The 22477-nt window shown below is 69.0% G+C and carries 23 protein-coding genes; 7 read left to right on the plus strand and 16 right to left on the minus strand.

Annotated features, from left to right (window positions below):
• Positions 1-11 precede the first annotated feature (11 nt).
• Entirely contained in the window at positions 12-1577 is a 1566-nt protein-coding gene (locus BAY61_RS13385) for an N-acyl-D-amino-acid deacylase family protein (RefSeq protein ID WP_091798883.1), read from the plus strand.
• A gap of 84 nt (positions 1578-1661) precedes the next feature.
• Here the strand turns inward: BAY61_RS13385 and BAY61_RS13390 are convergent, their stop codons facing one another.
• The 5 genes from BAY61_RS13390 to BAY61_RS13410 all read right to left on the minus strand — a co-directional run bounded on the left by BAY61_RS13390 (position 1662) and on the right by BAY61_RS13410 (position 5731).
• Positions 1662-2486: an MBL fold metallo-hydrolase gene (locus tag BAY61_RS13390; protein ID WP_091797732.1), complete on the minus strand. Its 825-nt coding sequence runs from the start codon at positions 2484-2486 to the stop codon at positions 1662-1664.
• A gap of 30 nt (positions 2487-2516) precedes the next feature.
• Positions 2517-3050 carry a pyridoxamine 5'-phosphate oxidase family protein gene (locus tag BAY61_RS13395; RefSeq protein ID WP_091797735.1) on the minus strand — a complete coding sequence of 178 codons (534 nt, stop codon included), beginning with the start codon at positions 3048-3050 and terminating at the stop codon, positions 2517-2519.
• A 29-nt stretch (positions 3051-3079) separates the two neighbouring features.
• Positions 3080-4156 carry a serine hydrolase domain-containing protein gene (locus BAY61_RS13400; RefSeq protein WP_091797737.1) on the minus strand — a complete coding sequence of 359 codons (1077 nt, stop codon included), beginning with the start codon at positions 4154-4156 and terminating at the stop codon, positions 3080-3082.
• A gap of 31 nt (positions 4157-4187) precedes the next feature.
• Complete coding sequence (locus BAY61_RS13405; RefSeq protein ID WP_091797739.1) at positions 4188-4775, minus strand: dihydrofolate reductase family protein; 588 nt, start codon at positions 4773-4775, stop codon at positions 4188-4190.
• Positions 4776-4906: 131 nt separating this feature from the next.
• The gene (locus BAY61_RS13410; protein ID WP_091798886.1) at positions 4907-5731 is read right to left on the minus strand and encodes an oxidoreductase; all 825 of its coding nucleotides are present in this window, start codon (positions 5729-5731) and stop codon (positions 4907-4909) included.
• Between the two features lie 80 nt (positions 5732-5811).
• On the opposite strand from BAY61_RS13410, the gene BAY61_RS13415 reads away from it, so the two are divergent.
• Positions 5812-6723: a LysR family transcriptional regulator gene (locus tag BAY61_RS13415; RefSeq protein WP_091798889.1), complete on the plus strand. Its 912-nt coding sequence runs from the start codon at positions 5812-5814 to the stop codon at positions 6721-6723.
• Between the two features lie 120 nt (positions 6724-6843).
• On the opposite strand, the gene BAY61_RS13420 is transcribed toward BAY61_RS13415, so the two are convergent.
• The 6 genes from BAY61_RS13420 to solA are packed head-to-tail and all read right to left on the minus strand — an operon-like array spanning position 6844 to position 14090.
• Positions 6844-7947, minus strand: a complete 1104-nt coding sequence (locus BAY61_RS13420; RefSeq protein WP_091797742.1) for a mandelate racemase/muconate lactonizing enzyme family protein — start codon at positions 7945-7947, stop codon at positions 6844-6846.
• A 20-nt stretch (positions 7948-7967) separates the two neighbouring features.
• Positions 7968-8903 carry a PDR/VanB family oxidoreductase gene (locus BAY61_RS13425; protein ID WP_091797745.1) on the minus strand — a complete coding sequence of 312 codons (936 nt, stop codon included), beginning with the start codon at positions 8901-8903 and terminating at the stop codon, positions 7968-7970.
• Between the two features lie 14 nt (positions 8904-8917).
• Positions 8918-10117, minus strand: coding sequence for an NAD(P)/FAD-dependent oxidoreductase (locus BAY61_RS13430; RefSeq protein WP_091797748.1), 1200 nt, complete (start codon positions 10115-10117; stop codon positions 8918-8920).
• A gap of 19 nt (positions 10118-10136) precedes the next feature.
• On the minus strand, positions 10137-11582 hold the full coding sequence (locus BAY61_RS13435; RefSeq protein ID WP_091797751.1) for an aldehyde dehydrogenase family protein: 1446 nt from the start codon (positions 11580-11582) through the stop codon (positions 10137-10139).
• On the minus strand, positions 11579-12877 hold the full coding sequence (locus BAY61_RS13440; RefSeq protein ID WP_091797754.1) for an aromatic ring-hydroxylating oxygenase subunit alpha: 1299 nt from the start codon (positions 12875-12877) through the stop codon (positions 11579-11581). The genes BAY61_RS13435 and BAY61_RS13440 overlap by 4 nt, the downstream gene beginning before the upstream one ends.
• A 28-nt stretch (positions 12878-12905) precedes the next feature.
• A complete protein-coding gene (gene solA / locus BAY61_RS13445; protein WP_091797755.1) occupies positions 12906-14090 on the minus strand; it encodes an N-methyl-L-tryptophan oxidase in 1185 nt (394 codons plus the stop codon).
• 141 nt (positions 14091-14231) lie between these two features.
• Between solA and BAY61_RS13450 the strand changes: the two genes are divergently transcribed.
• Entirely contained in the window at positions 14232-15161 is a 930-nt protein-coding gene (locus BAY61_RS13450) for a LysR family transcriptional regulator (RefSeq protein WP_091797758.1), read from the plus strand.
• Positions 15162-15202: 41 nt separating this feature from the next.
• Here the strand turns inward: BAY61_RS13450 and BAY61_RS13455 are convergent, their stop codons facing one another.
• Positions 15203-16219, minus strand: coding sequence for a hypothetical protein (locus BAY61_RS13455; RefSeq protein ID WP_091797761.1), 1017 nt, complete (start codon positions 16217-16219; stop codon positions 15203-15205).
• A gap of 69 nt (positions 16220-16288) precedes the next feature.
• Between BAY61_RS13455 and BAY61_RS13460 the strand changes: the two genes are divergently transcribed.
• The 4 genes from BAY61_RS13460 to BAY61_RS13475 all read left to right on the plus strand — a co-directional run bounded on the left by BAY61_RS13460 (position 16289) and on the right by BAY61_RS13475 (position 19610).
• Positions 16289-16624, plus strand: coding sequence for a YciI family protein (locus BAY61_RS13460; RefSeq protein ID WP_091798892.1), 336 nt, complete (start codon positions 16289-16291; stop codon positions 16622-16624).
• Positions 16625-16697: 73 nt separating this feature from the next.
• Positions 16698-17924, plus strand: coding sequence for an RNA polymerase sigma factor (locus BAY61_RS13465; protein WP_091797764.1), 1227 nt, complete (start codon positions 16698-16700; stop codon positions 17922-17924).
• Between the two features lie 114 nt (positions 17925-18038).
• Entirely contained in the window at positions 18039-18533 is a 495-nt protein-coding gene (locus tag BAY61_RS13470; protein ID WP_091797767.1) for an SRPBCC family protein, read from the plus strand.
• A 171-nt stretch (positions 18534-18704) separates the two neighbouring features.
• A complete protein-coding gene (locus tag BAY61_RS13475; protein ID WP_091797770.1) occupies positions 18705-19610 on the plus strand; it encodes an aminoglycoside phosphotransferase family protein in 906 nt (301 codons plus the stop codon).
• A gap of 6 nt (positions 19611-19616) precedes the next feature.
• Here the strand turns inward: BAY61_RS13475 and BAY61_RS13480 are convergent, their stop codons facing one another.
• From BAY61_RS13480 to BAY61_RS13495, 4 genes are read right to left on the minus strand one after another with little or no spacing between them, the layout of a single operon-like run.
• Positions 19617-20465: a phosphogluconate dehydrogenase C-terminal domain-containing protein gene (locus BAY61_RS13480; protein ID WP_091797773.1), complete on the minus strand. Its 849-nt coding sequence runs from the start codon at positions 20463-20465 to the stop codon at positions 19617-19619.
• Positions 20462-21259 (minus strand): sugar phosphate isomerase/epimerase family protein, encoded by a 798-nt coding sequence (locus BAY61_RS13485; protein ID WP_091797776.1) that lies wholly within the window; start codon positions 21257-21259, stop codon positions 20462-20464. Before BAY61_RS13485 ends, BAY61_RS13480 begins: the two co-directional genes overlap by 4 nt.
• Positions 21259-21987 (minus strand): triose-phosphate isomerase family protein, encoded by a 729-nt coding sequence (locus tag BAY61_RS13490; RefSeq protein ID WP_245866069.1) that lies wholly within the window; start codon positions 21985-21987, stop codon positions 21259-21261. Before BAY61_RS13490 ends, BAY61_RS13485 begins: the two co-directional genes overlap by 1 nt.
• Complete coding sequence (locus tag BAY61_RS13495; protein ID WP_091798895.1) at positions 21981-22469, minus strand: ribose-5-phosphate isomerase; 489 nt, start codon at positions 22467-22469, stop codon at positions 21981-21983. Before BAY61_RS13495 ends, BAY61_RS13490 begins: the two co-directional genes overlap by 7 nt.
• Positions 22470-22477: the final 8 nt, after the last annotated feature.

Here is a 22477-nt window from a genome sequence, read left to right on the forward strand (position 1 = left end):
GGAACTTGATCGTGACCGAACACGAGATCGTCATTCGTGGTGGCGAGATCATCGACGGCAGCGGTGCCCCGAGGCGAAGCGCCGACATCGGGATCACCGGTGATCGCATCACCGGGATCGGGAAGGGCCTTCGAGGGGCCGAGACGGTGGACGCCGGTGGCCTCGTGGTCGCGCCGGGGTTCATCGACCTGCACTCGCACGCGGACTTCACGCTGGAAGGCTCGCCGCACGCGACGACCCAGCTCCATCAGGGCGTGACGACGTTGCTGACCGGAAACTGCGGATTCTCGCCGTTTCCCGTCGTCGGCGGTCTTCCGCCCCGCCTTCCCGTGCACGGTCACGAGCTGAGCTGGACCTGGAAGGACGCGGCGGGCTTCGGCAAGGCGCTGGAGCGCGCCCGGCCCGCGGTCAACGTCGGCCTGCAAATCGGGCACGGCGCGGTGCGCCATGCCGTGCTCGGCGGCGAGGACCGGCCGCCGAGCACGGACGAACTGGACCACATGCGACAGTTGGTCGCCGACGCCGCGCGTGGGGGGGCACTCGGGCTTTCCTCCGGACTGATCTACGCGCCGGGACTGTTCGGTGGCATGGACGAGATCGCGGAGCTGGCCCGCGTCGCGGCACGGCACGGGATGCTCTACTCGACGCACATGCGCGACGAGACCGACCGGCTCGTGGAGGCGGTCACCGAGGCGATCCAGACCGCGGAGCGAGCAGGGGTCCGGCTGGAGATCTCGCACCTCAAGTGCATGGGCAGGGCGAACCATGGTTCGGTGAACGAGGCACTGCGGCTGATCGAAGCCGCAAGGGAACGTGGCGTGGATGTCGGGGCGGACGTGTACCCCTACACCGCGTCGAGCACCGGACTGATGTCGAGGCTCGCACCGTGGGCCGTCGACGGCGGCGCGGACGCGTTGCTCGCTCGCCTGGCCGACCCGGCGACGCGGGACCGGATCGCGGCGGACCTGCGGGACAGGTTCGCCGCCGAGCACGACCCTGCCGGGATCGTGCTCGCCGAGTTGTCGCCTGGCCGCTACGCCGACGCCGTCGGCCGTTCGCTTCAGGACCTCGCGACCGGCTCGGCGGGTGACGCCGCCGATGTCGCGCTCGACGTGCTCGCCGAACACGAGGCGCGGGTCGGCATCGTCAACCACGCGATGGCGGAGGCGGATGTGGAGGCCGTGCTCAGGCACCCTGCGGTCGCGGTGGCCAGTGACGGCTGGACGATGGACGCCAGTGGCCAGGGAATGCCGCACCCGCGCAGTTTCGGCACCTTCAGCAGGGTGCTCGGGCGGTACGTGCGGGAGCGCGGCGTCCTGACCCTCGAAGAGGCGATTCGCAAAATGACCTCGCTGCCCGCCGAACGGCTCCGGCTCGCCGATCGGGGACTGCTTCGTGACGGTGCCGCCGCCGACATCGTGGTGTTCGATCCGGAGACCGTGCTCGACCGGTCGACCTACCTTGATCCGTGGCGGCTTTCCGAAGGGATGCACGCCGTGTTGCTCAACGGCGTCCCGGTACTCAGGGATGGCGCCCCGACGGGCGCGCGCGGTGGGCGGATTCTCGGAAGGGCATGAGGAGCTCCAGTCCGTGAGCCAACGTCGTAAGCCTCGCGGCCTGATTTGCACTCTCCCCGGAGACCGCCGGTATCCCGGCGAAAATCAGGACATCCCGTCGCTCTCGCTCGCCCGGGCGAGGCGGCGGGCTTGCCCTTCGTGTATGTCGCTTACCCACTCCCAGCCGGGTTTGGCCGAGGGGCCGATGCGCGGGTCGTCGGGAAAACGGCCGTCTCGCAGGGCATGCAAGTACATTCGATCCCGGTCGATCCGTGCCCGTAGCTCGTCAGCCGTGCCGACGGATCCGTGACCGGGCACGACGACGTCGGCCTCCGGTGCCGCGCTCTCAAGCAGCCGCAGACCGGCGAAGTAGTCCTCGACCGGGTCAGGAGTGTCGTCGAGCATCGGAATGAAGACATCGGAAAGCATGTCCCCCGCGACGAGAACCCGGCGCTCCTCGATCACCAGCGCGGCATGGCCGGGGGCATGCGCCGGATGCTCGACGATCCGGACTTCCGGGCCATCCCAAGGGATCTTCGTGGTTCCGGCAGGCAGACCGGTGACGAGACCGAACAGCTCCAGCGGTATCTCGCCCGCGATTTCCGGGGGCAGTCCCTCTGCGGTGCGGGCCTTCCAGTCCGAAGTGGACCGCAGGTCTCGCAGAAACGCGGCGCAACGGGCGGTGCCGTAACGCGGCGCGTCGCCGAGTTCGGGGTGCCAGAGCGCGTGATCCCAATCGGGATGCGTCGCGAACCCCGCCACGACGGGCTGGCCCCATTCGCGGAGGTCGTCCGCGAGACAGGCCATTTCGCCGCCCGTGATCCCCGGGTCGATGAGTAGTACGCCCGCATTACCTTGCACCACAACGGTGTTGTTCTGGAGTAACTGGCTCTGGTGGACCAGTACGCCCTGCGCGATCTGTGTCAGCACGAGTGTTCCCTTCCTGGTTCGGTCGCGCCGTCAGTTCCACCGGTAGCGAGTCTGGGACGATTCGTTGCCGGTGGCGAAGGCGAATCCCTTGTCGGGCTGGACCCGGTAGAGCTGAACCTTCCCTGCCCGGACGGCGTCACCCAGCTGAAACCAGGTTCCGTCTTCGCGGGTGAGTTGCCAGCCGTAGGCCTGTTCGAACGCGGTCGCCGCGGTTTCCCTGGTGGCCTGCTCGGTGACCAGGCTCGCCGTACCCTCGATGACGTAGTCCGTGCCGGTCAGGGTCCCGGTTCCGGTCGTCAGCACGCAATGCGGGTTGGCGCCGAGGTTCTTGGCTTTCTGTTCGTTGTCGCCGGTGGTGAACCACATCGCGCCGAGCGCCCAGAACGCCAGCAACGGTGTCACGTGAGGGCGGCCGTCAGGGCGCACCGTGCACAGCTGGAATTTCTGGGTCTGGCGCAGCGCCGATTCCGTCGCTTCCCACGGTGTCGGACGGGCACCCGGTGAGGAGAAGGCACCGAGGCTGGTCCGCGGCGGGGCCGAGCTGTCGGCTTGACGGGTGGACATGATGTTCTCCTTGCGGTCGAGGGAAAAGCTCAGCGGGCTCGGGCCAGATGGTCGGCCAGGATCGTGGTGACCGACTGCGCTGTGTCGAAGTTGGGGACGAGCCGGGTTTTCGTCAGCGCGAAGGCGATCCCTCGCGCGGGGTCGGCGTAGGCGTAGCTTCCGCCCCCGCCGGGCCAGCCGAACGCCACGGAGTTTTCCTCGGCTGGGGCACCGATCCTGCCGACCGGGAAGCCAAGCGCCATCCTCGCCGGAGTGCCGAAAACCTGATCGACCCCCTCGAACGCGAGCGCGGACAGCTCCGTCGGCCTCGCGGAGTCCACAAGCGCGCCCCGCAGCAACGCGTCGTACATCGCGGCGAGGCCGTGCGCGGTGGCGGTCCCCACCGAGGGGATGTCGGCGCGCAGGATCTTCGCGTCGTTACCGAAATCGGCGCTCGGCCGGCTCTCCCACTGCGCGAGCACCGGAACCGAGGACCAGTCCCGCGCCTGCTGTTCAAGGCACGCCAACCCCGGCAGCGACTCCTCAGGAACGGCGAAGTAGAGCTGCCCCTCGATACCGAGCGGTGCGGTGATCCACTCACGCAGCAGTTCCCGCATGCGCCGCCCGGTCGCGCGGTGAGCCAGTTCGCCGACGAGATAGCCGAAGGTGTAGGCGTGATAACCCACGGCGGTGCCCGGCCGCCAGCGCGGCTTGGCGGCGGCCAGCGACTCACACACCCTCGGCCAGTCGGGCAGTTCGGCCGGGGTGATCTCGCGTGGCATGGCCGGAAGACCGGCCGTGTGGGTCAGCACGTGCCGCAGTGTGGTCGCGGCCTTGCCGTGCACGCCGAATTCGGGCCACAGGCCGGTGATCGGGCTGTCGTAATCGAGGAAACCACGCGCGACGAGCACGTGTGCGAGCGTGGCCGCCACGTTCTTGCCCGTGGAGAAACTGAACACCGGTGTGCCGGAGGTGATCGGCCGCCCGGTGGCTGGGTCGGCCGTGCCTGCCACCGCGTCGACGATCAGCGCGCCATTCCGGTAGACGGCGACCTGCACACCGGCCTCCGCGCCGGTGTCGACCAGCGTGTCGATGTGCCGCTGAATCCGTTCCTGGATGCCGGTCATCGGAACCCCTCGGCAGGTCCCGGAAACGCGTTCACCGTCTCGTCTCGTATCTGGTCAGGATCACCCCGCCGGGAAAGGTGCGCGTCTCCACCAGGTTCAGGTTCACCCAGCCGTCCAGCGTGGTGAAGAACGGCGTACCGCCGCCAACCAGGACCGGGTAGGTGGCCAGCGCGTATTCGTCGATCAACCCGGCCCGCATGGCCGCACCGGCGAGCGTGGCGCCGCCGACCTCCATCGGGGCGCCGTCGGCGGCCTTGAGCCGGGTGATCTCGGCGACCGGGTCGCCGGTGACGAGGCGGGTGTTCCAGTCGACCTTGTCGATCGTCGAGGAGAACACCACCTTCGGTGTGTCCCGCCAGTTCCTGGCGAACGCGATCTCGGCCTGGTTGGCGCCCGGCTGCTGGTCCCCGGTCGGCCAGTAGGCGCTCATCGTCTCCCACAGCTTGCGCCCGTACAGCGAAAGCCCGCACGCCAGCTCCTGGTCCAGCCACCACTGGAACAACTCGTCACTCGGCCCGCCCCAGCCGATGGCCGCATCGCCGGAGGTGTGCGAGGGGTCGTTGGGCGCGGCGATATAGCCGTCCAGTGTCACGTTCATGCCGTAGCGCAGTTTCCGCATGGCGCCAGCCCTCCTGTGAGTGGGTCTCCATGGATGGACCGGCGCGGTGCGGGAAACTCATCGGTGCGCGGCGGCCCTCCGGAGATGACGATTCTCATCGCGTTGTCCCCGGCGTGCCACCCGTGCGCTCGTCATCGTGCGGTCGAGCGGCTCAGCGGTGCCCACTCGTCGAGTTCGGCTCGCCGCGCGTCGAGTGCGGCTCCGATGTGCTCGATCGCGTCGGCACCGAGGGCGAGCCGTCGCGGAGGAGACGGCTCGCCGAGGGCGTGAAGGATCGCGGCGGCGGCCTTGGCCGGGTCTCCTGGCTGGGAGCCATTCATTCCCGCGACGGCGGCGCGTTGCGGCCCGACGGTGTCCGCGTAGTGGCTGCTGTCCGGCGAGACCTGCGAGCGCGCCGCGCCGAAGCTGGTCGCGAACGCGCCGGGTTCCACGATCAGGACACCGATCCCGTGCGGTTCGACCTCGGCGGCCAGCGCGTCGGACAGTCCTTCGAGGGCGAACTTCGCCGCACAGTAGGCGCCGAAGCCGGGCATCGACACCTGCCCGCCCATGGAGGACATCTGCACGATGCTTCCGCGACGCCGTTCCCGCATTCCGGGCAGCACCGCGCGCACGAGTGAGACGGTGCTGAAGAACATGACGTCCATCAGCTGACGCAGCGCGTGGTCCTCAAGCTCTTCGACGGCGCCGACCGACGCGAACCCGGCGTTGTTGACCAGAACGTCGATTCCACCGAAACGCCGGTGCGCGGCGGCGATCGCCGGGTCGATCTGCTCCGGTTCGGTGACGTCGAGGCCCAGTGCGAGCGCGCGGTCCGGTGCCTGAGCGACCAGTGGCTCAAGCGTCTCCGGCTGTCGGGCGGTGGCCACGACGTTGTCGCCCTCGGACAGTGCCGCCAGGCAGAGAGCCCGTCCGAAGCCTGAGGAACTTCCCGTGATGAACCAGGTCCGTGTCATGAGCACGACGCTAGATCGGCGGGCGGAGCGAGCGGAAACAGTAAAGCCGGGGTGGGCCACAGCGCTAGACTGTGGCCACCATGTCCGAGTTGCCCGACCTCCGCGTGCTGCGGTCCTTCGTCGTCATCGCCGAGGAGCGCAGCATCACCCGCGCCGCGGCACGACTGCACATTTCCCAGCAATCACTGTCGACGCAGATGCGCATTCTCGAAGCACGGGTCGGAGCGGCGTTGCTGGAGCGCTCCAGCCGGGGCGTCACGCTGACCGCGGTCGGCGAGGTCCTTCTCCGGGAAGCCGTACCGCTGCTGGGCTCGGCGCGGCGGGCGATGGACACGGTCGTCAGAAGCGCGCGCGGCGACAACCTGGAATTGCGCGTCGGGTTCCTTTCCTCGCTGGCCAACGAAGTCATGCCACCGGTCGTCAACGTGTTCGCGCAACGGCATCCGGCCGTCGAGCTGAATACCGAGGATCTTCCCATCGCCGAACTGGTCGCCGGGGTGCGTGGCGGCACCCTCGACGCGGCGATCACCCGGCCACCTCTCGTCGAGGACCTGAACAGCGACCTGCTCGGCTCCGAAGGCGTGGTGATCGCGCTGCCCGACGGTCACCGCCTGGCGAACAACCAGACACTGCGGCTGGCCGATCTGGCCAACGAACGATGGGTGATGACACCACGTACGTCATGGCCGCCGTGGCATCGCCAGTACGACGCCGATTTCGCCGCGGCCGGGTACCGCCCGCACATCGACCGGCGCGGCACCACCCCGCAAGGCTTACTGGCCCTGGTCGCCGCCGGAGTCGGCATCACCCGGCTGGCCGCCTCGGCCCAGACCCTGCGCACCGGTGGCGTGCGCTTCGTTCCCCTCGAAGGTGAACGCGCGGCCATCGTCCTGCTCACCCGGCCCGGCCCGGCCAGCCCGGCGCTCGGACCATTCCGCGCCGCCGTGCTCGACGCGCTCACTCAGTCACTCGCCGGTTTCGCGCTCGCGTAGCCGCTTTGTCGTGTCGGCAGGGCCGACAGAATGGGAAATCCCCATTAGTTCCGCTTGGATGTTACTCACCACCGACCTGATCGCCGTGTTCTATGCAAGAGAGCCGGAGTGACCTCGTGATCAGAAGGACATCTCGGGAACACCGAACAGGGTCTCGTCGGGCACGATGCCGAGGCCCGGCCCCTGGGGTCGCTTGATGTAGCCACCCTCGGCGCGGACGCCGTTCTCCTGGTCGTAGTGGCCTTCGATGTAGTCGGCCGCCAGCCAGACGCCCTCCATCAGCTCCGGTGCGACCGTCGCGCCGACGTGGGTACAGGCGGCGGCGATGATGTCGCCGCCCCAGGAATCGTCGCAGGTGTGCGGCAGGTTCCTCGCCGCACACAGATCGCGGAACGCTCGCATCGGATGCAGACCGCCGATACGGGTGACCTTCATGCCGAACCCGTCGACCAACCCGCTACCGGCGGTGGTGAGTGCGGTGTTCAGACTCGTGCCGTTCTCGTCCAAATACAAAGCATGGTTGATCCGCGGACGGATCGCGCGCAACTCTTCGACGGTGCCGCAAGGTTGTTCCAAGACGAAAGGGATGTCCCGGCATTCCCCGCTGAGTCGCAGGGCGTCGCGCGTGGTCAGGCCGCGGTTGCCATCCACGGCCAGCCGCATCCCCGACCCCCGGATGACCTCCCAGACCTTGCGGACGGTTTCGATGTCTTCCTCGACCGCCCGACCGCCGATCTCGACCTGCAGCCTTGGATATCCTTCCGCTCGCTTCCTCGCCGCCAGACGCGCGGTGTCGTCCGGAGAGCCGACGCCGGTGGAGTAGTAGGACGGCACCCGATCGGTCAGCGCGCCACCAAGAAGCTCGGACACGCTGACGCCGAGATGCTTGCCCAGCAGGTCGTGGGCGGCGATGTCGACGGCGGCCTTCGCATAGTGGTGACCGTCGAGCAGCCCGGCCATACGCCGGTGCAACGGCACCGGCCAGACCTCGGCACCGAGCAGACCGGGGGCCATTTCACCGAGCGCGGCCACGGCACCCGCGGCATGAGCCTCGGCGTAGGTGGGGCCGATCGGGCACGTCTCGCCCCAGCCGACCAGCCCGTTGTCGGCCACCAGCTTGAGCAGCGTCGTGGACAGAAGCCGGACCTCCGCGTTGGCGAGCGTGAAGGGTCCGCCGAGGACCGGCAGGTCGTGCCGGTAGAGGTGGATTTCGGCGATTCTCATGGATCCGGATCCCGTCGTGGTCAGAGGTCGAGTCGCAGCAGCGGACAACCGGGCGCGGCGCGGGAGACACAGATCATCATGCAGTCCTGGGCTTGTTGTTCCGGCCCGGTCAGCACGGAGTCGCGGTGCTCTGCCGTACCGTCGAGCAGTGCCGTCTCGCACGAGCCGCAGGTGCCCTCCCTGCACGACCAGTCCACAATGACGCCAGCCTCTTCGGCGACGGTCAGGATGCTGCGATCCGGAGGCACGGTCGCGGTGATTCCACTGGCATGGAACTCGACCTGGAAGGACTGGCCGATCGCCGGTTCCGTGCTTCGTGGGGTGAAGCGTTCCGTGCGCAGGCTTCCTGCGGGCCAGTCGTGCATCCGGTCGGCGATGGCATCGAGCAACGGCTCCGGACCGCACGCGTAGACGAGCGTTTTCTCGTCAGGTGATCCGAGCGCACCGGCGAGGTCGGGCAGGCCGAGTTCGTCCTCGGGTGTGATGGTGACGCGGTCCCCGTATCGGGAGAGCTGGTTCGTGAACGCCATCGAGCGGCGGCCACGCCCGCCGTAGAGCAGCGTCCATTGTGCACCGGCCCGCTCGGCGTGGCCGATCATGGGCAGGATCGGCGTGATCCCGATGCCACCCGCGATGAAGATGTAGCGAGCTGACTCCCGCAACTCGAAGTGGTTGCGTGGTTCGCTCGCTTCGACGATGTCACCGGCGTGCAGTTTGTCGAACACGTGCTCGGATCCGCCGCGACCGCGTGGTTCGCGCAGGATCCCGAGTCGCCAGCGGTCGCGGTCGCCGGGGTCGGAGCACAACGAGTACTGGCGGACCAGGCCGTCATCGAGGAACAGGTCGATGTGCGCGCCGGGCGTCCAGTCCGGCAGTTCGCGGTTGTCGACGGGAGTCAGGACAAGAGAGATCACGCCATCGGCTTCGTCGCGGCGCTCGGCGATGATCAGGTGCATGGTGGTCTCCGTTCTCAGCGCATCTGCCCCGCGCCCGCGTAGGGATGAGGGCTGGTGAGCAAGTCGCCTTCGGCGAACCGGGAGAGCCGGAAATCTCCTGCGGGAATGTCGTTGTCCGAACTCTTGCCCTCCAGCACCAGGTCGGCGACGAGGGTGCCGACGGCAGGAGAGATCTTGAATCCGTGGCCGGAGAATCCGGCCGCGACGACGAGACCTTCGATCGGCGTTTCGGAAATCACCGGGTTGAAGTCCGGCGTGACGTCGTAGCAGCCCGCGTAGGTTGCGGCGATGGCAGGCGCGGGCAGGCCCGGCAACCGGCCGCCGACCCGCTCGGCGGTGCGCTCGATGTGTGCCGGATCCGCGTGATCGGAGTAGTCGTCCGGGTCGGCGGGTTCGAGCGTCGAGAGGTCGGAGTTGCCGACAAGCAACCGGTTGGTGCCCTCGGGCCGGATGTATTGCAGCGAAACCAGATCCGAGAACACCGGGACCGGGCCGATCGGGCCGCCTGGGTCGATGAGGACGATCTGCTCGCGGTGCGCGGTGAGCGGCAGTTCGATCCCCAGTGAAGCGAGCAGCGCGGCCGACCACGGCCCGGCGGCCAGCACCACCGTGCGCGTGGCGATGGTGCTCCCTTCGGTGAGTTCGACGCCGGTGACCCGCCCGCCCTCGGTGCGCACGGACTTCGCCGTGGTGGCCTGGTGGAGAGTGGCTCCGGCGCGGCGGGCGGCACCGGCGAAGGCCTGCGCGGTCTGATAGGCGTCGCCGTATCCGCCGCGCGGTTCCCACGCGAAGGCCGCGAACGGAGCGAGGTCGGCGGTCGGCCACAGCTCGGCGACGTCGTCGTGGCCGACGTTTTCGGTGCGCACGCCGACGGCGCGCTGACCGGCCATCGACGCGTGCAGGGCGGCGACGTTGTTCTCGGCGACCCCGACGACGTATCCGGTCTGGTGGAATCCGACGCCGGTGCCGAGGATGTCCTCGGCGTTCTCGAACACCTCAAGGCTTCGCGCCGCCATCGCGGCGAGCGAGGAGACGCCGTAGTGACAGCGCACCACGCCGGAGGACTTGCCGGTGCCGCCGGAACCGACGGTGTGGCGCTCGACGATGGCCACGTCGGTCACGCCGCGCCGGGTCAGCGCCCACGCGGCGGCGCAGCCTTCGAGCCCGCCGCCGATGACGACGACCTCGGCGGAGTTCGGGTGTGCGTGGTTCATACGGTCTCCTCCGGCGGTGTCAGCGGGATCCGATCCTGGCGACGACGGTCTTGAGGGTGCGGTAGCTGTCGAGGGCGATCAGGCCGCGTTCGCGACCCGTGCCGCTGAGCTTGGTTCCGCCGAAGGGCACGGCGACGCCGCCCGCGAAGTAGTCGTTGATCATGACGTAGCCCGCGTTCACCCGGTTGGCCATGCGCAGTGCCCTGTCGATGTCCCTGGTGTGGATCCCGACGCCGAGGCCATAGTCGGTGGCGTCGGCGAGTTCGGCGGCATGATCCTCGTCGTCGAACGCGAGGACGGTGAGAACCGGCCCGAAGATTTCCTCGCGGGCGATCCGCATGCCGGGTGTGACTCCGGTGAACACGGTTGGCGCGAGGAAGTACCCGCGACCGGGCAGTTCGCGCGCCGCGGTGGCGAGGTTCGCGCCTTCGTCGTGCCCTTTCTCGACGTAGCCGGAGACCCGCCGGTGGTGCTCGGCGGAAATCAGCGGGCCGAGATCGGGATCCCGCTCACCTGGGCCGAGGGTGAGTGCCGAAGCTCTTTCGACGATCCTCGCGACGAGTTCGTCGTGGATCCGGCGGTCGGCGAGCAGGCGTGATCCGGCGTCGCAGTACTGGCCGGTGTTGGCGGTGAAGCCGGTGACGACCTGGGCGGCGACGTCATCGAGATCGGCGTCGGCGAACACGATCTGCGGGGATTTGCCGCCGAGTTCGGTCACGACGGGCGTGATGTGCTCGGCTGCCGCGCGGAGCACGGACCGTCCGGTTGCCACCGAGCCGGTGAAGGTGAGCGACCCGATCCCGGGATGCGCGGCGAGCGCGTGGCCCGCCTCCTCGCCGAGTCCGGTCACGACGTTGAGGGTGCCCGGCGGGCAGCCGGCCGCTGCCGCGAGTTCGGCGAACCGCAGCGCGGTCAGCGGGGTTTGCTCGGCGGGTTTGACCACGGCCGTGTTTCCCGCCGCCAGTGCGGGCGCGACACTGCGGCACAGCATCGAAAGCGGGGCGTTCCACGGGACGATGTGCGCGGTGACGCCGACCGGTTCGGACACGGTGTAAGCCAGCGATGCCTGGCCGATCGGAATCGTCTCGCCGTGCATCTTGTCGGCGGCGCCCGCGTAGTAGTCGAGGTAGCCGACGCAGCCCGCGATCTCCGAGCGCGCAAGGGAAAGCGGCTTGCCGGTGTCGAGGGTTTCCAACAGGGCGAACTCGCCGCTGGCTTCGTCGAGAGCGCGGGCGAGGGCCCGCAGCAGGCGCCCGCGCTCGACGGGGGCGGTCTGCCGGGTCTTGTCCGCGCGAGCGCGGGCGGTGCGCACGGCGAGGTCGACGTCGGCGGCGTCGCCGCGAGCGACGCGGGCGATCGTCTCTCCGGTCGAAGGGTCTTCGACGGGTATCGTCCTGCGCTCGCGGGGCGGAACCCGGTCACCGTCGATGTGATGCTCGGCGGTGATTCGCGTGGCGGTACTCATGCCGGGTCCGGGAACATGCGCGTCATGGTGTGGTCGTCGCCTTCCGGGACCCGGTCTTTCCCGAGCATCTTGTCGATGACCATGTTCTGGAAGCGGTGCAGCGGTTCCTCGAACCGGAAGCACATCCGGCCGCCCCGGTAGGCGGGGTTGCCGATGCCCTGCTGCACCTTCTCGACGATCTCCAGGTCCTGGCGGTTGACCAGGTCCCAGAACTTCTCAAGCTGGTCGAGGCTTTCCTCGGCTTCCGGATCGTCGGCGGATTCCGGGTGGGTGAGCAGGACCGCCGTTTCGACCGTGCGGTCGGCCGCGACGGGCTGGTTGAGCAGTACGAAGGCGTGATTGGGCAGAACGACGAGCGCGGTGCTGGGAAACAGCCACACGAATCGGCCGCTGTCGGCGTCGGTGCCGTTGAGCGCACTGAACGCGGGCAGGCCGTCCCAGCCGCCCGCCTCGGTGTTGCGTGACACCGGAGTGGTGCACATGCCGGTGTACATGCCGGGGCCTTGCCAGCGGTAGTGATCGGAGAACTTGGAGACCTGGTTGAGTTCGGGATGCACCCAGGGCAGGTGGTAGTACTCCATGAAGTTCTCGCCGACGAGCTTGTAGTTCGCGGCTACCTCGTAGGTGCGTCGCCGCCGCGGCACCCAGTTGTCCAGCGCGTAGTCGGCGAAGCGGCGCGGGAGGTCGCCGAGCTGGGCCGCCAGCGGAGCGGGCGCGGGGGAGAGGTTGACGAAGACGAACGGGCCCCAGGTGTCCACGGCGACGGGGAGCAGGCCGTAGTCGGCGCGGTCGAAGCCCTTGGCGACCGAGGTGTCGAAGATCGTCTCCTGGCCCGCTGGAACGTCGGAGCCTTCGAAAAGCGGCGTGCCCAGACACGTGCCGTCGGTGTCGTAGGTCCAGTTGTGGTAGGGGCAGCGGATGCGCCCGCGTGGGCCCACCTCGCGGGCGTCCTGGCCGAGCAGCCTGGTGGCGCGGTGGCGGCAGACGTTGTGGAAGCCGCGCAGCTCGCCGTGCCGGTTGCGGGTGACGATGATCGAGCGGCCCGCGATGTCGGCGACGACGCAGGCGCCGGGACGGTCGACGTCGGCGGCGAACCCGGCGGCGACCCATTCGGTGGCGAAGACCCGTTCCCGTTCGATGGCGAAGAACTCGGGGGAGGTGTAGGCGTCGGGGATCAGGGTCGAAGCCAGCTCGACGGGCAGGCGGGTGGCACGGTAGGTGCTCTCGTCGGTGAAGTCGGCCGCGGCGATGGGCCGGGCTGGGAGGGCTCCGGCCGTGGTGGTTTCGGCGGTCATGGCGGGTCTCCTTTCTCGGTCGGGACGCTCAGATGTGGAAGCCGCGCGGGAACGAGGGGTCGGTGAGCGCGGGGCGGGTGATCGTGAAGCCGTCGACCGGGTGCGCGGGTGCGCGGTCGAGCGCGAGGTCGGTGAGCACGCCTCCGATGAGGGCGGCGAACTTGTACGCGTGCCCCGCGCCGTTGGCGACGACGATCTGCGGATGCTCCGGCAGGTGGTCGAGGATGAAGTTCTGGTCGGGCGGGACGGTGTAGAGGCAGGTCCTGGAGTACAGCTCCGGCCCGCCGAACCGGGGAATGTGCCGTGCGACGAAGCCGGCGTAGCGTTCGCGCCGCACCGGGTCGGGCTCGAACGAGCGGTCGTCGGCCGTGGTCTCCTCCCCGCCCATGTGCTGGCCGAGTTTGGTGGCGACCTCGCCGTAGACGGGGAAACCGTAGAAGTTGTGGTGGCCGTGCCACATGAACACCGGGAACCTCGCCGGTGCGAACTCGGCGAGATGCGCGGTGGCGTAGTAGGTGACCTGCTCGCGGAGCACGGTCAGCGGCAGCCGCACTCCGGTTTCGGCGAGGACCTTGTTGGTCCAGGCGTCGGCGGCGACGACGACCCGGTCGGCGAGAATCACCTCGTCGCCGGTGACCACGGCGACCCCTTCGCCGTCCGGTCGTACCGCGCGAACCGGGGTGTGTGCCCTGATCTCGGCTCCGTGGGCGCGGGCCAGCGCCAGGTGCACGGCGTTGGCCCTGGCGGCGTCGACGATGCCCGAATCGGCTTGGTAGAGCGCCTGCTCGCTGCCGCCGACCCGGAACTGGGGCCACCGGTCGACGAGCTCGTCGGCGTCGAGGAGCTCGTAGGCGACCCCGAAACGGTCGAACATCGCGGTGTAGCCCTCGATGTTGCGACTGCCGGTCGCGGCTGTCCGCCTGGCTTCCCTGTCCTCGATGACCAGCCCCCCGGTGCGGGTGAAAATCCGCTGACCGGATTCGGCTTCGATCTCCTCCCAAGCTTTGTAGGCGGGTCTGGCGATCGCGGCGTACTCGGGCTGGTGCTGTGCCAGCCTGATGATCCGCGAATGGTCCTGTGAAGCGCCACGGTGATGGCCGAGCGCGAACTGCTCGATGCCGAGCACTCCGGAGCCGAGCTCGGTGGCGAGCCGGTACAGCGCCGCCGAGCCAAGGCCGCCGAGACCGACGACGACCGTGCGGTAGCGGGACATGCTTCCTCCTGCGGAATCCGAGCTGGATCAGTGCTGAGGTCCCACCCGCTGGCGCCGGTACGTGGTGGTTTTCCCAGTGTCAGTGCGGAAAATGTCCACGTCTATCGAAGAATCGAACTAACGATCTTGTACGTTCGATACATGATTGATCGGCGCCTGCGCGTTCTCCGCGCGATCGACCGGCACCACACCGTGACCGCCGCGGCGGAGGTCTGCCGGATGACCCCGTCGGCGGCCTCACACCAGATTCAGGCACTGTCCAGGGAACTCGGCGTGGTGCTGCTCGAACCCGCGGGACGCGGGGTCCGGCTCACCGCCGCCGCGCGCACGCTACTCGCGCACGGTGAGGTGCTCGCCGCTCAATGGGAACGCGCACGCGCGGATCTGGCCGCGCACCGCACCGGCGGAGTCGGCGGCACACTGCGTTTCTGCGGGTTCTCCACGGCGGCAGCGGCCGTCGTGCCACAGGCCATGGAGCGACTGCGCCGCGATCATCCCGCGCTGCGACTGCACCTGCGCGAGTCGGAACCGGCCCGCTCCTTCGACCTGCTCGCGGCCGACGACACCGACATCGTCGTGGTCGTCGCGACAGCCGACATCCCTCCGGCCTCCGACGAAGCCTTCGATCAGTACGTCCTCTACGAAGAACCACTGGACATGCTCGTCGGTCCCGAACACCCGGTGGTCGGCCGCACGGACGTCGCGTTGAGCGAACTCGCCGGCGACCCCTGGATCGGCAGCAATCCCGGACGCGCCTACCACCAACTGGTCATGCTGGCCTGCACCAGCGCCGGTTTCGCGCCCGAGGTCGCCCACTACGCCGACGAGTGGGACACCGGAGCGGCGCTCGTCGCTCGCGGTTTCGGGGTCGCTCTCATTCCCCGGCTGGCCGAGGTGCCTGCCCTGCACGACACGCGTCGTGTGCCGGTGGGCGCGCCACCCGTCCCGATCCGCAGGGCCATCGCCGCCATCCGGTCGGGCTCACGGGAACAGCCTGCCATCGCGGCCGGGCTCGCAGCGCTGCACGAGGTGTGCGCCGCGCTGTCGGCGACACTTCGCGCGCCGAGGTAGCGGCAGTTCACCACCCTGTGTCCACTGTGGTCACCGTGGATTCACGGCCCGGTGGCTCGCAGCGGGGCGAGTGCCCGCCGGAAGTCGACGGTGTCCACTTCGGTGGCGACGTCCCGGCTTTCGGGCGGTGTGCCGCGCGGCACCGTGCGCAGGCGCGGACAGGTTTCGGTGGTGCTGCCGACGAGCCGCGACGACGCGACCTTCCGCCCGGTGCGGGCTTCGAAGACGTCGAGCCGGTACAGCCCTTGGTAGAGCTCGTCGTCCACGCCGCTGTAGGAGCATTCGCTCAGCGGGGTGCTCGACGCGAAGCCGATGAGGGTCGCGCAGGCCACCAGTTGCACCGCGGTGAGGTCCGCCGGTTCGGTGGTCAGCGGGGTTCCTTGCGGAACCGACGCCGCGGCCTCGTAGAGGAAACCACCGCCACTGTCGAGGAACGCGGCGATCGGGTGCGTGTCCCCTGCGTGGGGAGCGGCGCGGCGGTGTCCGCCCCCTCCTTCGTCACACGTGGCCGCGAAGTCGGACTTTTCAAGGGGAAGACCAAGCGCGGCATAGGTACCGACCGGCCATCCGAACGCGGCCACGAGCGCGGCGACAAGGCCGTAGGAGGCCAGTCCCACCAGCCTGCGCCGCGACCAGCGGCGGCCGGGTGCCAGCCGCCGCCGCACGTCGCGCAGATCGCTGACCGAGCACGTGCCGGGAAGGTCGAGCGCGCGAATGCGCTCGCGCTGGTCGTAGGTGATCGCGACCGGCTTCTCGCGGTCCGAGAGGATCAGCAGCCCGTGCTCGGCCACCACGTACCTGCGCCGTCCTGTCCCCGGAACTGGTCCGACGTGGACGTAGAGCGTCACCAGGCCGATCGCCACGGCGGCGAGGAAAAGGGGTAACTGCCAGAACCGTCCGCCGGACGCCGCGATGAGCCCGGCGACGATCGCCGCGGCCAGCGTGCCCACTCCTGTCACCCCGGCGGCCAGAGACGCCGGTGCGTGCTCCCTGTGCACCCGCACGACCCGGCCGAGTCCGTGCTCGACCGCCGTCGCCTCGATCTCCGCGCGTCGCATCGGGACATCATGCCGCAGCTCGTCGAGGCGTGGTCTCGATTCGGAGTCAGCTCGGGCATAGTGGTGGCCGTGAAGTACGTGTTGCTGATTTGTGACGATGAGACGGTGTCGCCTTCGATGGAGGAAATCGCGGCGGACCCGGCGTATCGGGCGTATGAGGCGGAAGTGGAACGGCGGGGCGGCACGCTTGGCGGCGCGCGACTGCGCCCGGTGGCGAGTGCGACCACGGTCCGCGTCCGCGATGGCGAGACGCTGGTGTCCGATGGTCCGTTCGCTGAGACGAAGGATTTCGTCGGCGGTATCGACATTCTCGAATGCGCCGATCTGGATGAGGCGATCGCGTTGGCGGCGCTGCATCCCTATGCGCGTCATGGTTGTGTCGAGGTGCGTCCGGTGTGGGAATGACCGCCGACGTATTCCTTCTCAGCGGAGGCGGCGAGGTGACCGCCGACGTACTTTTCTCAGCGGAGGCGGCGAGATGACAGCGCCGGAGGAGGTTCGCGCGGCGGTCGCCGGGGCATACCGAAACGAGTGGGGTCAGGTGGTCGCCACGCTGATCGGGCTGACCGGTGACTGGGACCTGGCCGAGGATTGCGCGCAGGATGCGTTCGCCGCGGCGCTGGCGACGTGGGCGCGCGACGGGGTTCCGGCGCGGCCGGGCGCGTGGCTCACGACGGCTGCCCGTAACCGGGCGGTCGACCGGCTGCGGCGGGACAAGACGCGCATGGCGAACGCGCGCCAGCTCGCGGTGCTGGAGCGGGATCCGGTTGTGTCGCAAGTGGAGGAGATCCCGGACGAGCGGTTGCGGTTGATCTTCACCTGCTGTCATCCGGCGCTGCCGTTTTCCGCAAGGGTCGCCCTGACGCTGCGCACGCTGGCCGGGCTGAGCACGGGGGAGATCGCCAGGGCGTTCCTGACCGCCGAACCGGCGATGGCGCAGCGTCTCGTGCGGGCCAAACGCAAGATCGCCGAGGCGGGGATTCCGTATCGCGTTCCACCCGCTGAGCTCCTGCCGAGGCGGCTGAGTGCCGTTCTCGCGGTGTTGTACCTGATCTTCAACGAGGGTTACGACGAGGTGGACGGGTGCAGGGCGCTGGCGGTCGAGGGGATCCGTCTCGCCAGGATGCTCGTCCGGCTGATGCCCGCCGAGCCCGAAGCGCGCGGTCTGCTGGCGTTGATGTTGTTGTCGGAGGCCCGCAGGACGAGTCGCACCGATGACGGCGTGCTGGTCACGCTGGAGAACCAGGACCGGTCGCGGTGGGATCGGACGCTGATCGCCGAAGGTGTCGCGACGCTCGACCACGCGCTGGCTTCACGGCGCTCCGGGCCGTATCAGGTACAGGCCGCGATCGCCGCCTGTCACGCCACCGCTGCCGATACCGAGGCCACCGACTGGGCACAGATCGCCGCGCTCTACACCGAGCTGATGCGGCTGGCGCCTTCTCCCGTGGTGAACCTCAACCGGGCCGTGGCGATCGCGATGGCCGAGGGTATCTCGGCGGGACTGGCCCTGGTCGACGAGCTCGCCGGGTCCGGCGAGCTGGACGGCTACTATCTGCTGCCCGCGACGCGAGCTGATCTTCTCCGCAGGGACGGCCGCCTCGCCGAGGCCGCCGTGTTCTACGAGAAGGCGCTGGAACTGGCGCCGACCGAGGCCGAACGCCGTTACCTGGCCGCGCGACTCCGAAAACTCCGAAGCCGCTGACCGGTGCCGCCGTGTTTTCCGGCAACATTTCCGAAGTTCTTGTGGTTTCGATGTCGATCCGGGCTGGCCTGCCGCGTCGGTGGGGTAAATCCACCGGACAGAGAGGCAACGACGATGTCGAACACCGAGTACCTGAGCGCCACCATGACCGTGGACCAGCCCCCGGAGGAGGTCTTCGCGGCGATCACGAATGTGCGCGGATGGTGGTGCGAGAACATCATCGGCGACACGGTCGCCGAGCGGGACGAGTTCGTTTTCCACGACGATTTCACGCACGCCGGTGAGGTCGCCGAAGGCAAGCCGGGCATCCGGTTCGCCCGGTTCCAGCTCGCCGAGGTCACGTTCGGCGAGCGGATGGTGTGGCACGTCGTGGACTCCTGCCTCACCTTCGTCGACGACGCCGACGAGTGGACCGGCACGGACGTCATCTTCGACCTCACCGCCGACGCGCGGGGTACGACGCTGCATTTCACCCACAGGGGACTCAGCGCGGCGCGGTCCGAATGCTTCGAGGCGTGCTCGAACGGCTGGACGTTCTACATCACCACGAGCCTGCCGCGGTTGATCCGCACCGGCACCGGGCAGCCCATCCCGAGCTACCGCCGCTGAACCGGCCGCGAAGGGAAGCTCGGCCAACCAGCTGCCGCGGACTCGCCTTCGGCTTGATCGAGACGATGCGCGAGATCGGGAGCGCGACGGTTCTCGCCGTCCTCGGCACGGTCACCGCCGCTACCGGATTCCGGCGCGGCACGTGAGGCCGCCTCAGTACAGTGACGTCGCATGACCGACGCCACGATCGAGATCACCGAGGACCTGGTCCGCGACCTGCTGAGGGAGCAGCATTCAGACCTCGCGGGGCTGGTCATCCGCGAGGTGGCCGGTGGCTGGGGCAACCAGATGTGGCGTCTCGGGGACGAGTTGGTCGTACGTATGCAGCGCATGGACCCCACCCCTGCGCTCCAGCTCAAGGAGCGGCGGTGGCTACCCGTGCTGGCTCCGAACCTGCCGCTGCCCGTGCCCACCCCGGTGCGGTTCGGCGAGCCGTCCGAGCATTTCCCCAAGCACTGGACCGTGATGACGTGGGTTCCCGGCGAGCCGCTCGATCACGCGACGATCAGTCGCGGTACCCACGCGGCCCGCACGCTGGCGGACTTCCTCAGGGCGCTCCACGTGGAGGCACCCGCCGATGCGCCGATCGCCATAGACCGAGGAGCGCATCCCAGGGACTGCGCGGATGGCTTCGAGAGCTTCCTCAAGGCCATCCACGCAGCCCTTGACGACATCGTCGCCGCCGGAGTGCGGGACGTCTGGGCCGACGCCGTCGCGGCCCCCGGGTGGGACGGCTGGCCGGTGTGGGTGCACGGCGACCTCCATCCGGCGAACGTCGTCGTCTCGGGAGGAACCCTCTCCGGCATCGTCGACTTCGGTGACCTGTTCGCGGGCGATCCGGCGTGGGACCTCGCCGCCGCATGGGTGCTGTTGCCGGAAGGCACGGCCGCACGGTTCTTCGAAAGATACGCGCGGGCGGACGAGGCGGCGATCCGGCGCGCCAGGGGGCTGGCCGTTCTGAAGAGCCTGTTCCTGATGCTCATGGGACAGAACGGCGACCGGGGCCTTCCCGGAGGCAAACCCCACTGGGGACCCGTCGGCCGGGCCGCGCTGGATCGTGTTCTCAACGGCGGGTGATGCAGGTCAGGAGCGCTTCACCGCGTCGATCCTCAGCATCCGCGCGATCACCTTGTCGAGTTCGCCGTCGTCGAAGATCTTCTTCCAGTCGTCCTTCACGATGGTCTCGCGCCCGTAGTCCATCGCGATGAGGCACGCGTCGGAGAACGGGTTCGAGCCTCGCAGCGTGTTGGTGAGCGCCACCTGCACGTGGCCGAGCAGCATGGCGCGCGCGGCGGGCTCGGGCACGCCGACGGTGTGCACGGTCTCGTGCAGCGCCTCGTTGAGCAGTGCGCCGACCATGCAGGCCACGGTCTCCACGAGCGTCGGCTCCAGTACCGCGAGCTGTTTCACGCTCACCCAGTGGACGTCGACCACCGGCGCGTACATGACGCGGATGACGGCGTCGGCGAGCTCGCGCGCGGTCTCGTTGTCCGACTCGAACGCGGCCACCACTTCCTGGGGAGCCGCGATACCGCCGAAGGTGTCGGCGTATTCCTCTTTGGTGGTGCGCTCAAGGAACACCGAGGGGTGGCACGGGTGCGCCACGGCGTACTCGATGTCGTCGCGCTTGTGCAGCAACCCCGCGTACGCCGCCGCCGGGTCGAGGGTCAGCACGATCGTGCCCGGCTTGAGTTCCGGCACGAGCGCTTCGGACACGGTGCCCAGTACGACGTCCGGCACCGCGAGGATCACGACGTCGCTCTCGCGCGCGGCTTCGGCCGAGTCGGACACCTCGCGGCCCTGGCTCGCCAGCAGTTCCCGCCCCTTGGCCGAGTTCTCGCTGTAGCGCACGCTGTAGTCGCTGTCGGCGAGGTTGTCGGAAACGCGCTGGCCCATCTTGCCGCCGGCGCCGACGACGGTGACCGTTGTCATGAGTTGCTCCTTAGGAATTCCACACTGTGCCGCGTCCACTCGTCTTCCAGTACGCAGGTGGTCTCGAAGTCGTCCCGCGGTGGAAGCCAGTGCTCCACGATCTGGTTGATGTTCTTCTCGCCGGGCCTGACCCGTTCGATCATGGCGCCGTAGTCGAGGCGCCCCTCGCCGAGCTTGCAGCCCGAGAGCGTGAACCCGACCCAGCCCGGCTGCCTGGCGAAGTCGAAGTCCTTGACGTGGAGGTTGGCCACGTGCCGGGCGGTGGTCTCCACGACCTGCCTCGGGTGTTCCAGGTTCGCCACGCAGTTGGCCGGATCGAGGCAGATGCCGAGGTGGTCGCTGCCGACGGCCTCCACCACGTCGACGAGATCGGCAGAGGTCACCTGCTCGTAGGTTTCCAGCGCGAGTGTCACGCCGCGTTCGGCGTAGCCCGGCATGGCCTCGCGCAGCCATTCGGTGGCCTCGGCGAGTGTCGGCCGGTCGGTCGCGGAGTAGAGCATGCCGCGCACGAGCGTCACGTCGAGCGCTTCGGCGAGGTCGAGGTAGTGCCTCAGGTGCCCCGGCCGCACGCCGCGCGTGCCCAGTTCGAGGGTGACGCCGAGATCCCTTGCCGCCGCGCGCAGTTCCCGGAGCTCCACTGTGGACAGCTGTTCGAGCGGAGGGTGGTCGCAGATCTGGAAGACGTCCACCCCGAGTTCCCTCGTCTGCTCCAGCATTCGCGTGAGCGTCAGCGGTTTCCCGGCCCGGCTTGAGCCACGCCAGAAGAACGCGTAGGTGCTCAGTCCGATCGCCATCAGGGCCCCTTCGCCAGTGCCAGCGCCTCGTCCAGGACCTTCCCGACGGCGGCAGGATCGTGCGCGAACCGGCCGAGGAACAGCCCGTCGACCGACGTGCCGAGCCGGGTCAGCAGGCCGGGCCCCGCGCTGCCGCCGTAGATCACGCGGACACCGAGGCGGTCCTTGAGCGTGCCGCACACCTCGGTGATGTGCGACTCGGGCGCGGGGCGCGCGGCGCCGATCGCCCAGTGCGGCTCGTAGGCGACGAGCACAGGACCCGGTGAACCGCCGAGCGCGGACTCCACCTCGGCGGCACAGTGCTCGGCCGCGTCGGCCGAGGGAACCCGGTCCGGCTCACCGACGCACAACACCGGCACCAGGTCGTTGCGCAGCGCCGCCTTGGTTTTTGCCGCGACGATCGCGTCGCCCTCGCCGTGGCGGCGCCGCCGTTCGGCGTGGCCCACCTCGGCGTAGGTGCAGCCGAGTTCGCGCAGCAGCGGCCCGCCGACCTCGCCGGTAAACGCGCCGCCGTCCTCGGCGGACAGATCCTGTGATCCGACCCGTATCGGCGTGCCCGCGAAGATCTCGGCCACCGCGGGGATGCTCGGGAACGAGGGCAGCACGAACAGTTCGGCGTGCCCGCCCTCGATCGCCGCGTGCGAGGCGAGCGCGGCCACGTCCCTGCTCCACTCCAGGGTCCTGGCGTGGGAGAAGTACAGCTTCAGGCTGATACCGAGACTCAGCACGAACCCACGCTCTCGTAGTCGGTGAGCACCCGCACCTTCTCCGCCGACGGCGAGTTCTCGTCGAAGGTGTAGGTGAGCCATTCGCGGGCGAGCCGGCGAGCGAGTTCGAGTCCGATCACGCGCTGGCCGACCGTGAGCACCTGTGCGTTGTTGCTCAGTACGGAACGCTCGACGGAGAAGCTGTCGTGGGCGGTGACGGCGCGGATGCCGGGTACCTTGTTGGCCGAGATCGCCACGCCGAGGCCCGTTCCGCACACGAGTAGCGCGCGGTCGGCCTCACCCTTGGCGATCAGTTCGGCCGCGGTGACCGCGACGGTCGGGTACGGGGTGTGTCCCTCCGCGTCCACCCCGACGTCCACAACGGACTCGACGAGCTCGCTGGCTTCCAGGTCCGCCTTGAGCGCTTCCTTGTAGTCGAATCCGGCGTCGTCGGACCCGACCACGACGCGCCACTTCCGAGTAGTCCCGGTCGTCTCGGTCATCCCGGCCA

Source organism: Prauserella marina (assembly GCF_002240355.1).
Lineage (GTDB): Bacteria > Actinomycetota > Actinomycetes > Mycobacteriales > Pseudonocardiaceae > Prauserella_A > Prauserella_A marina.

What these genes read in the sequence shown, in the direction of transcription:
- BAY61_RS13415 (WP_091798889.1), top strand. Translation starts at nt 5,812, where the DNA reads ATGTCCGAGTTGCCCGACCTCCGCGTGCTGCGGTCCTTCGTCGTCATC.
- BAY61_RS13435 (WP_091797751.1), bottom strand. Translation starts at nt 11,582, where the DNA reads ATGAGTACCGCCACGCGAATCACCGCCGAGCATCACATCGACGGTGAC.
- BAY61_RS13455 (WP_091797761.1), bottom strand. Translation starts at nt 16,219, where the DNA reads ATGCGACGCGCGGAGATCGAGGCGACGGCGGTCGAGCACGGACTCGGC.
- BAY61_RS13495 (WP_091798895.1), bottom strand. Translation starts at nt 22,469, where the DNA reads ATGACCGAGACGACCGGGACTACTCGGAAGTGGCGCGTCGTGGTCGGG.
- BAY61_RS13475 (WP_091797770.1), top strand. Translation starts at nt 18,705, where the DNA reads ATGACCGACGCCACGATCGAGATCACCGAGGACCTGGTCCGCGACCTG.
- solA (WP_091797755.1), bottom strand. Translation starts at nt 14,090, where the DNA reads ATGTCCCGCTACCGCACGGTCGTCGTCGGTCTCGGCGGCCTTGGCTCG.
- BAY61_RS13425 (WP_091797745.1), bottom strand. Translation starts at nt 8,903, where the DNA reads ATGCACCTGATCATCGCCGAGCGCCGCGACGAAGCCGATGGCGTGATC.
- BAY61_RS13480 (WP_091797773.1), bottom strand. Translation starts at nt 20,465, where the DNA reads ATGACAACGGTCACCGTCGTCGGCGCCGGCGGCAAGATGGGCCAGCGC.
- BAY61_RS13420 (WP_091797742.1), bottom strand. Translation starts at nt 7,947, where the DNA reads ATGAGAATCGCCGAAATCCACCTCTACCGGCACGACCTGCCGGTCCTC.
- BAY61_RS13485 (WP_091797776.1), bottom strand. Translation starts at nt 21,259, where the DNA reads ATGGCGATCGGACTGAGCACCTACGCGTTCTTCTGGCGTGGCTCAAGC.
- BAY61_RS13395 (WP_091797735.1), bottom strand. Translation starts at nt 3,050, where the DNA reads ATGTCCACCCGTCAAGCCGACAGCTCGGCCCCGCCGCGGACCAGCCTC.
- BAY61_RS13400 (WP_091797737.1), bottom strand. Translation starts at nt 4,156, where the DNA reads ATGACCGGCATCCAGGAACGGATTCAGCGGCACATCGACACGCTGGTC.
- BAY61_RS13440 (WP_091797754.1), bottom strand. Translation starts at nt 12,877, where the DNA reads ATGACCGCCGAAACCACCACGGCCGGAGCCCTCCCAGCCCGGCCCATC.
- BAY61_RS13430 (WP_091797748.1), bottom strand. Translation starts at nt 10,117, where the DNA reads ATGAACCACGCACACCCGAACTCCGCCGAGGTCGTCGTCATCGGCGGC.
- BAY61_RS13405 (WP_091797739.1), bottom strand. Translation starts at nt 4,775, where the DNA reads ATGCGGAAACTGCGCTACGGCATGAACGTGACACTGGACGGCTATATC.
- BAY61_RS13470 (WP_091797767.1), top strand. Translation starts at nt 18,039, where the DNA reads ATGTCGAACACCGAGTACCTGAGCGCCACCATGACCGTGGACCAGCCC.
- BAY61_RS13465 (WP_091797764.1), top strand. Translation starts at nt 16,698, where the DNA reads ATGACAGCGCCGGAGGAGGTTCGCGCGGCGGTCGCCGGGGCATACCGA.
- BAY61_RS13450 (WP_091797758.1), top strand. Translation starts at nt 14,232, where the DNA reads ATGATTGATCGGCGCCTGCGCGTTCTCCGCGCGATCGACCGGCACCAC.
- BAY61_RS13410 (WP_091798886.1), bottom strand. Translation starts at nt 5,731, where the DNA reads ATGACACGGACCTGGTTCATCACGGGAAGTTCCTCAGGCTTCGGACGG.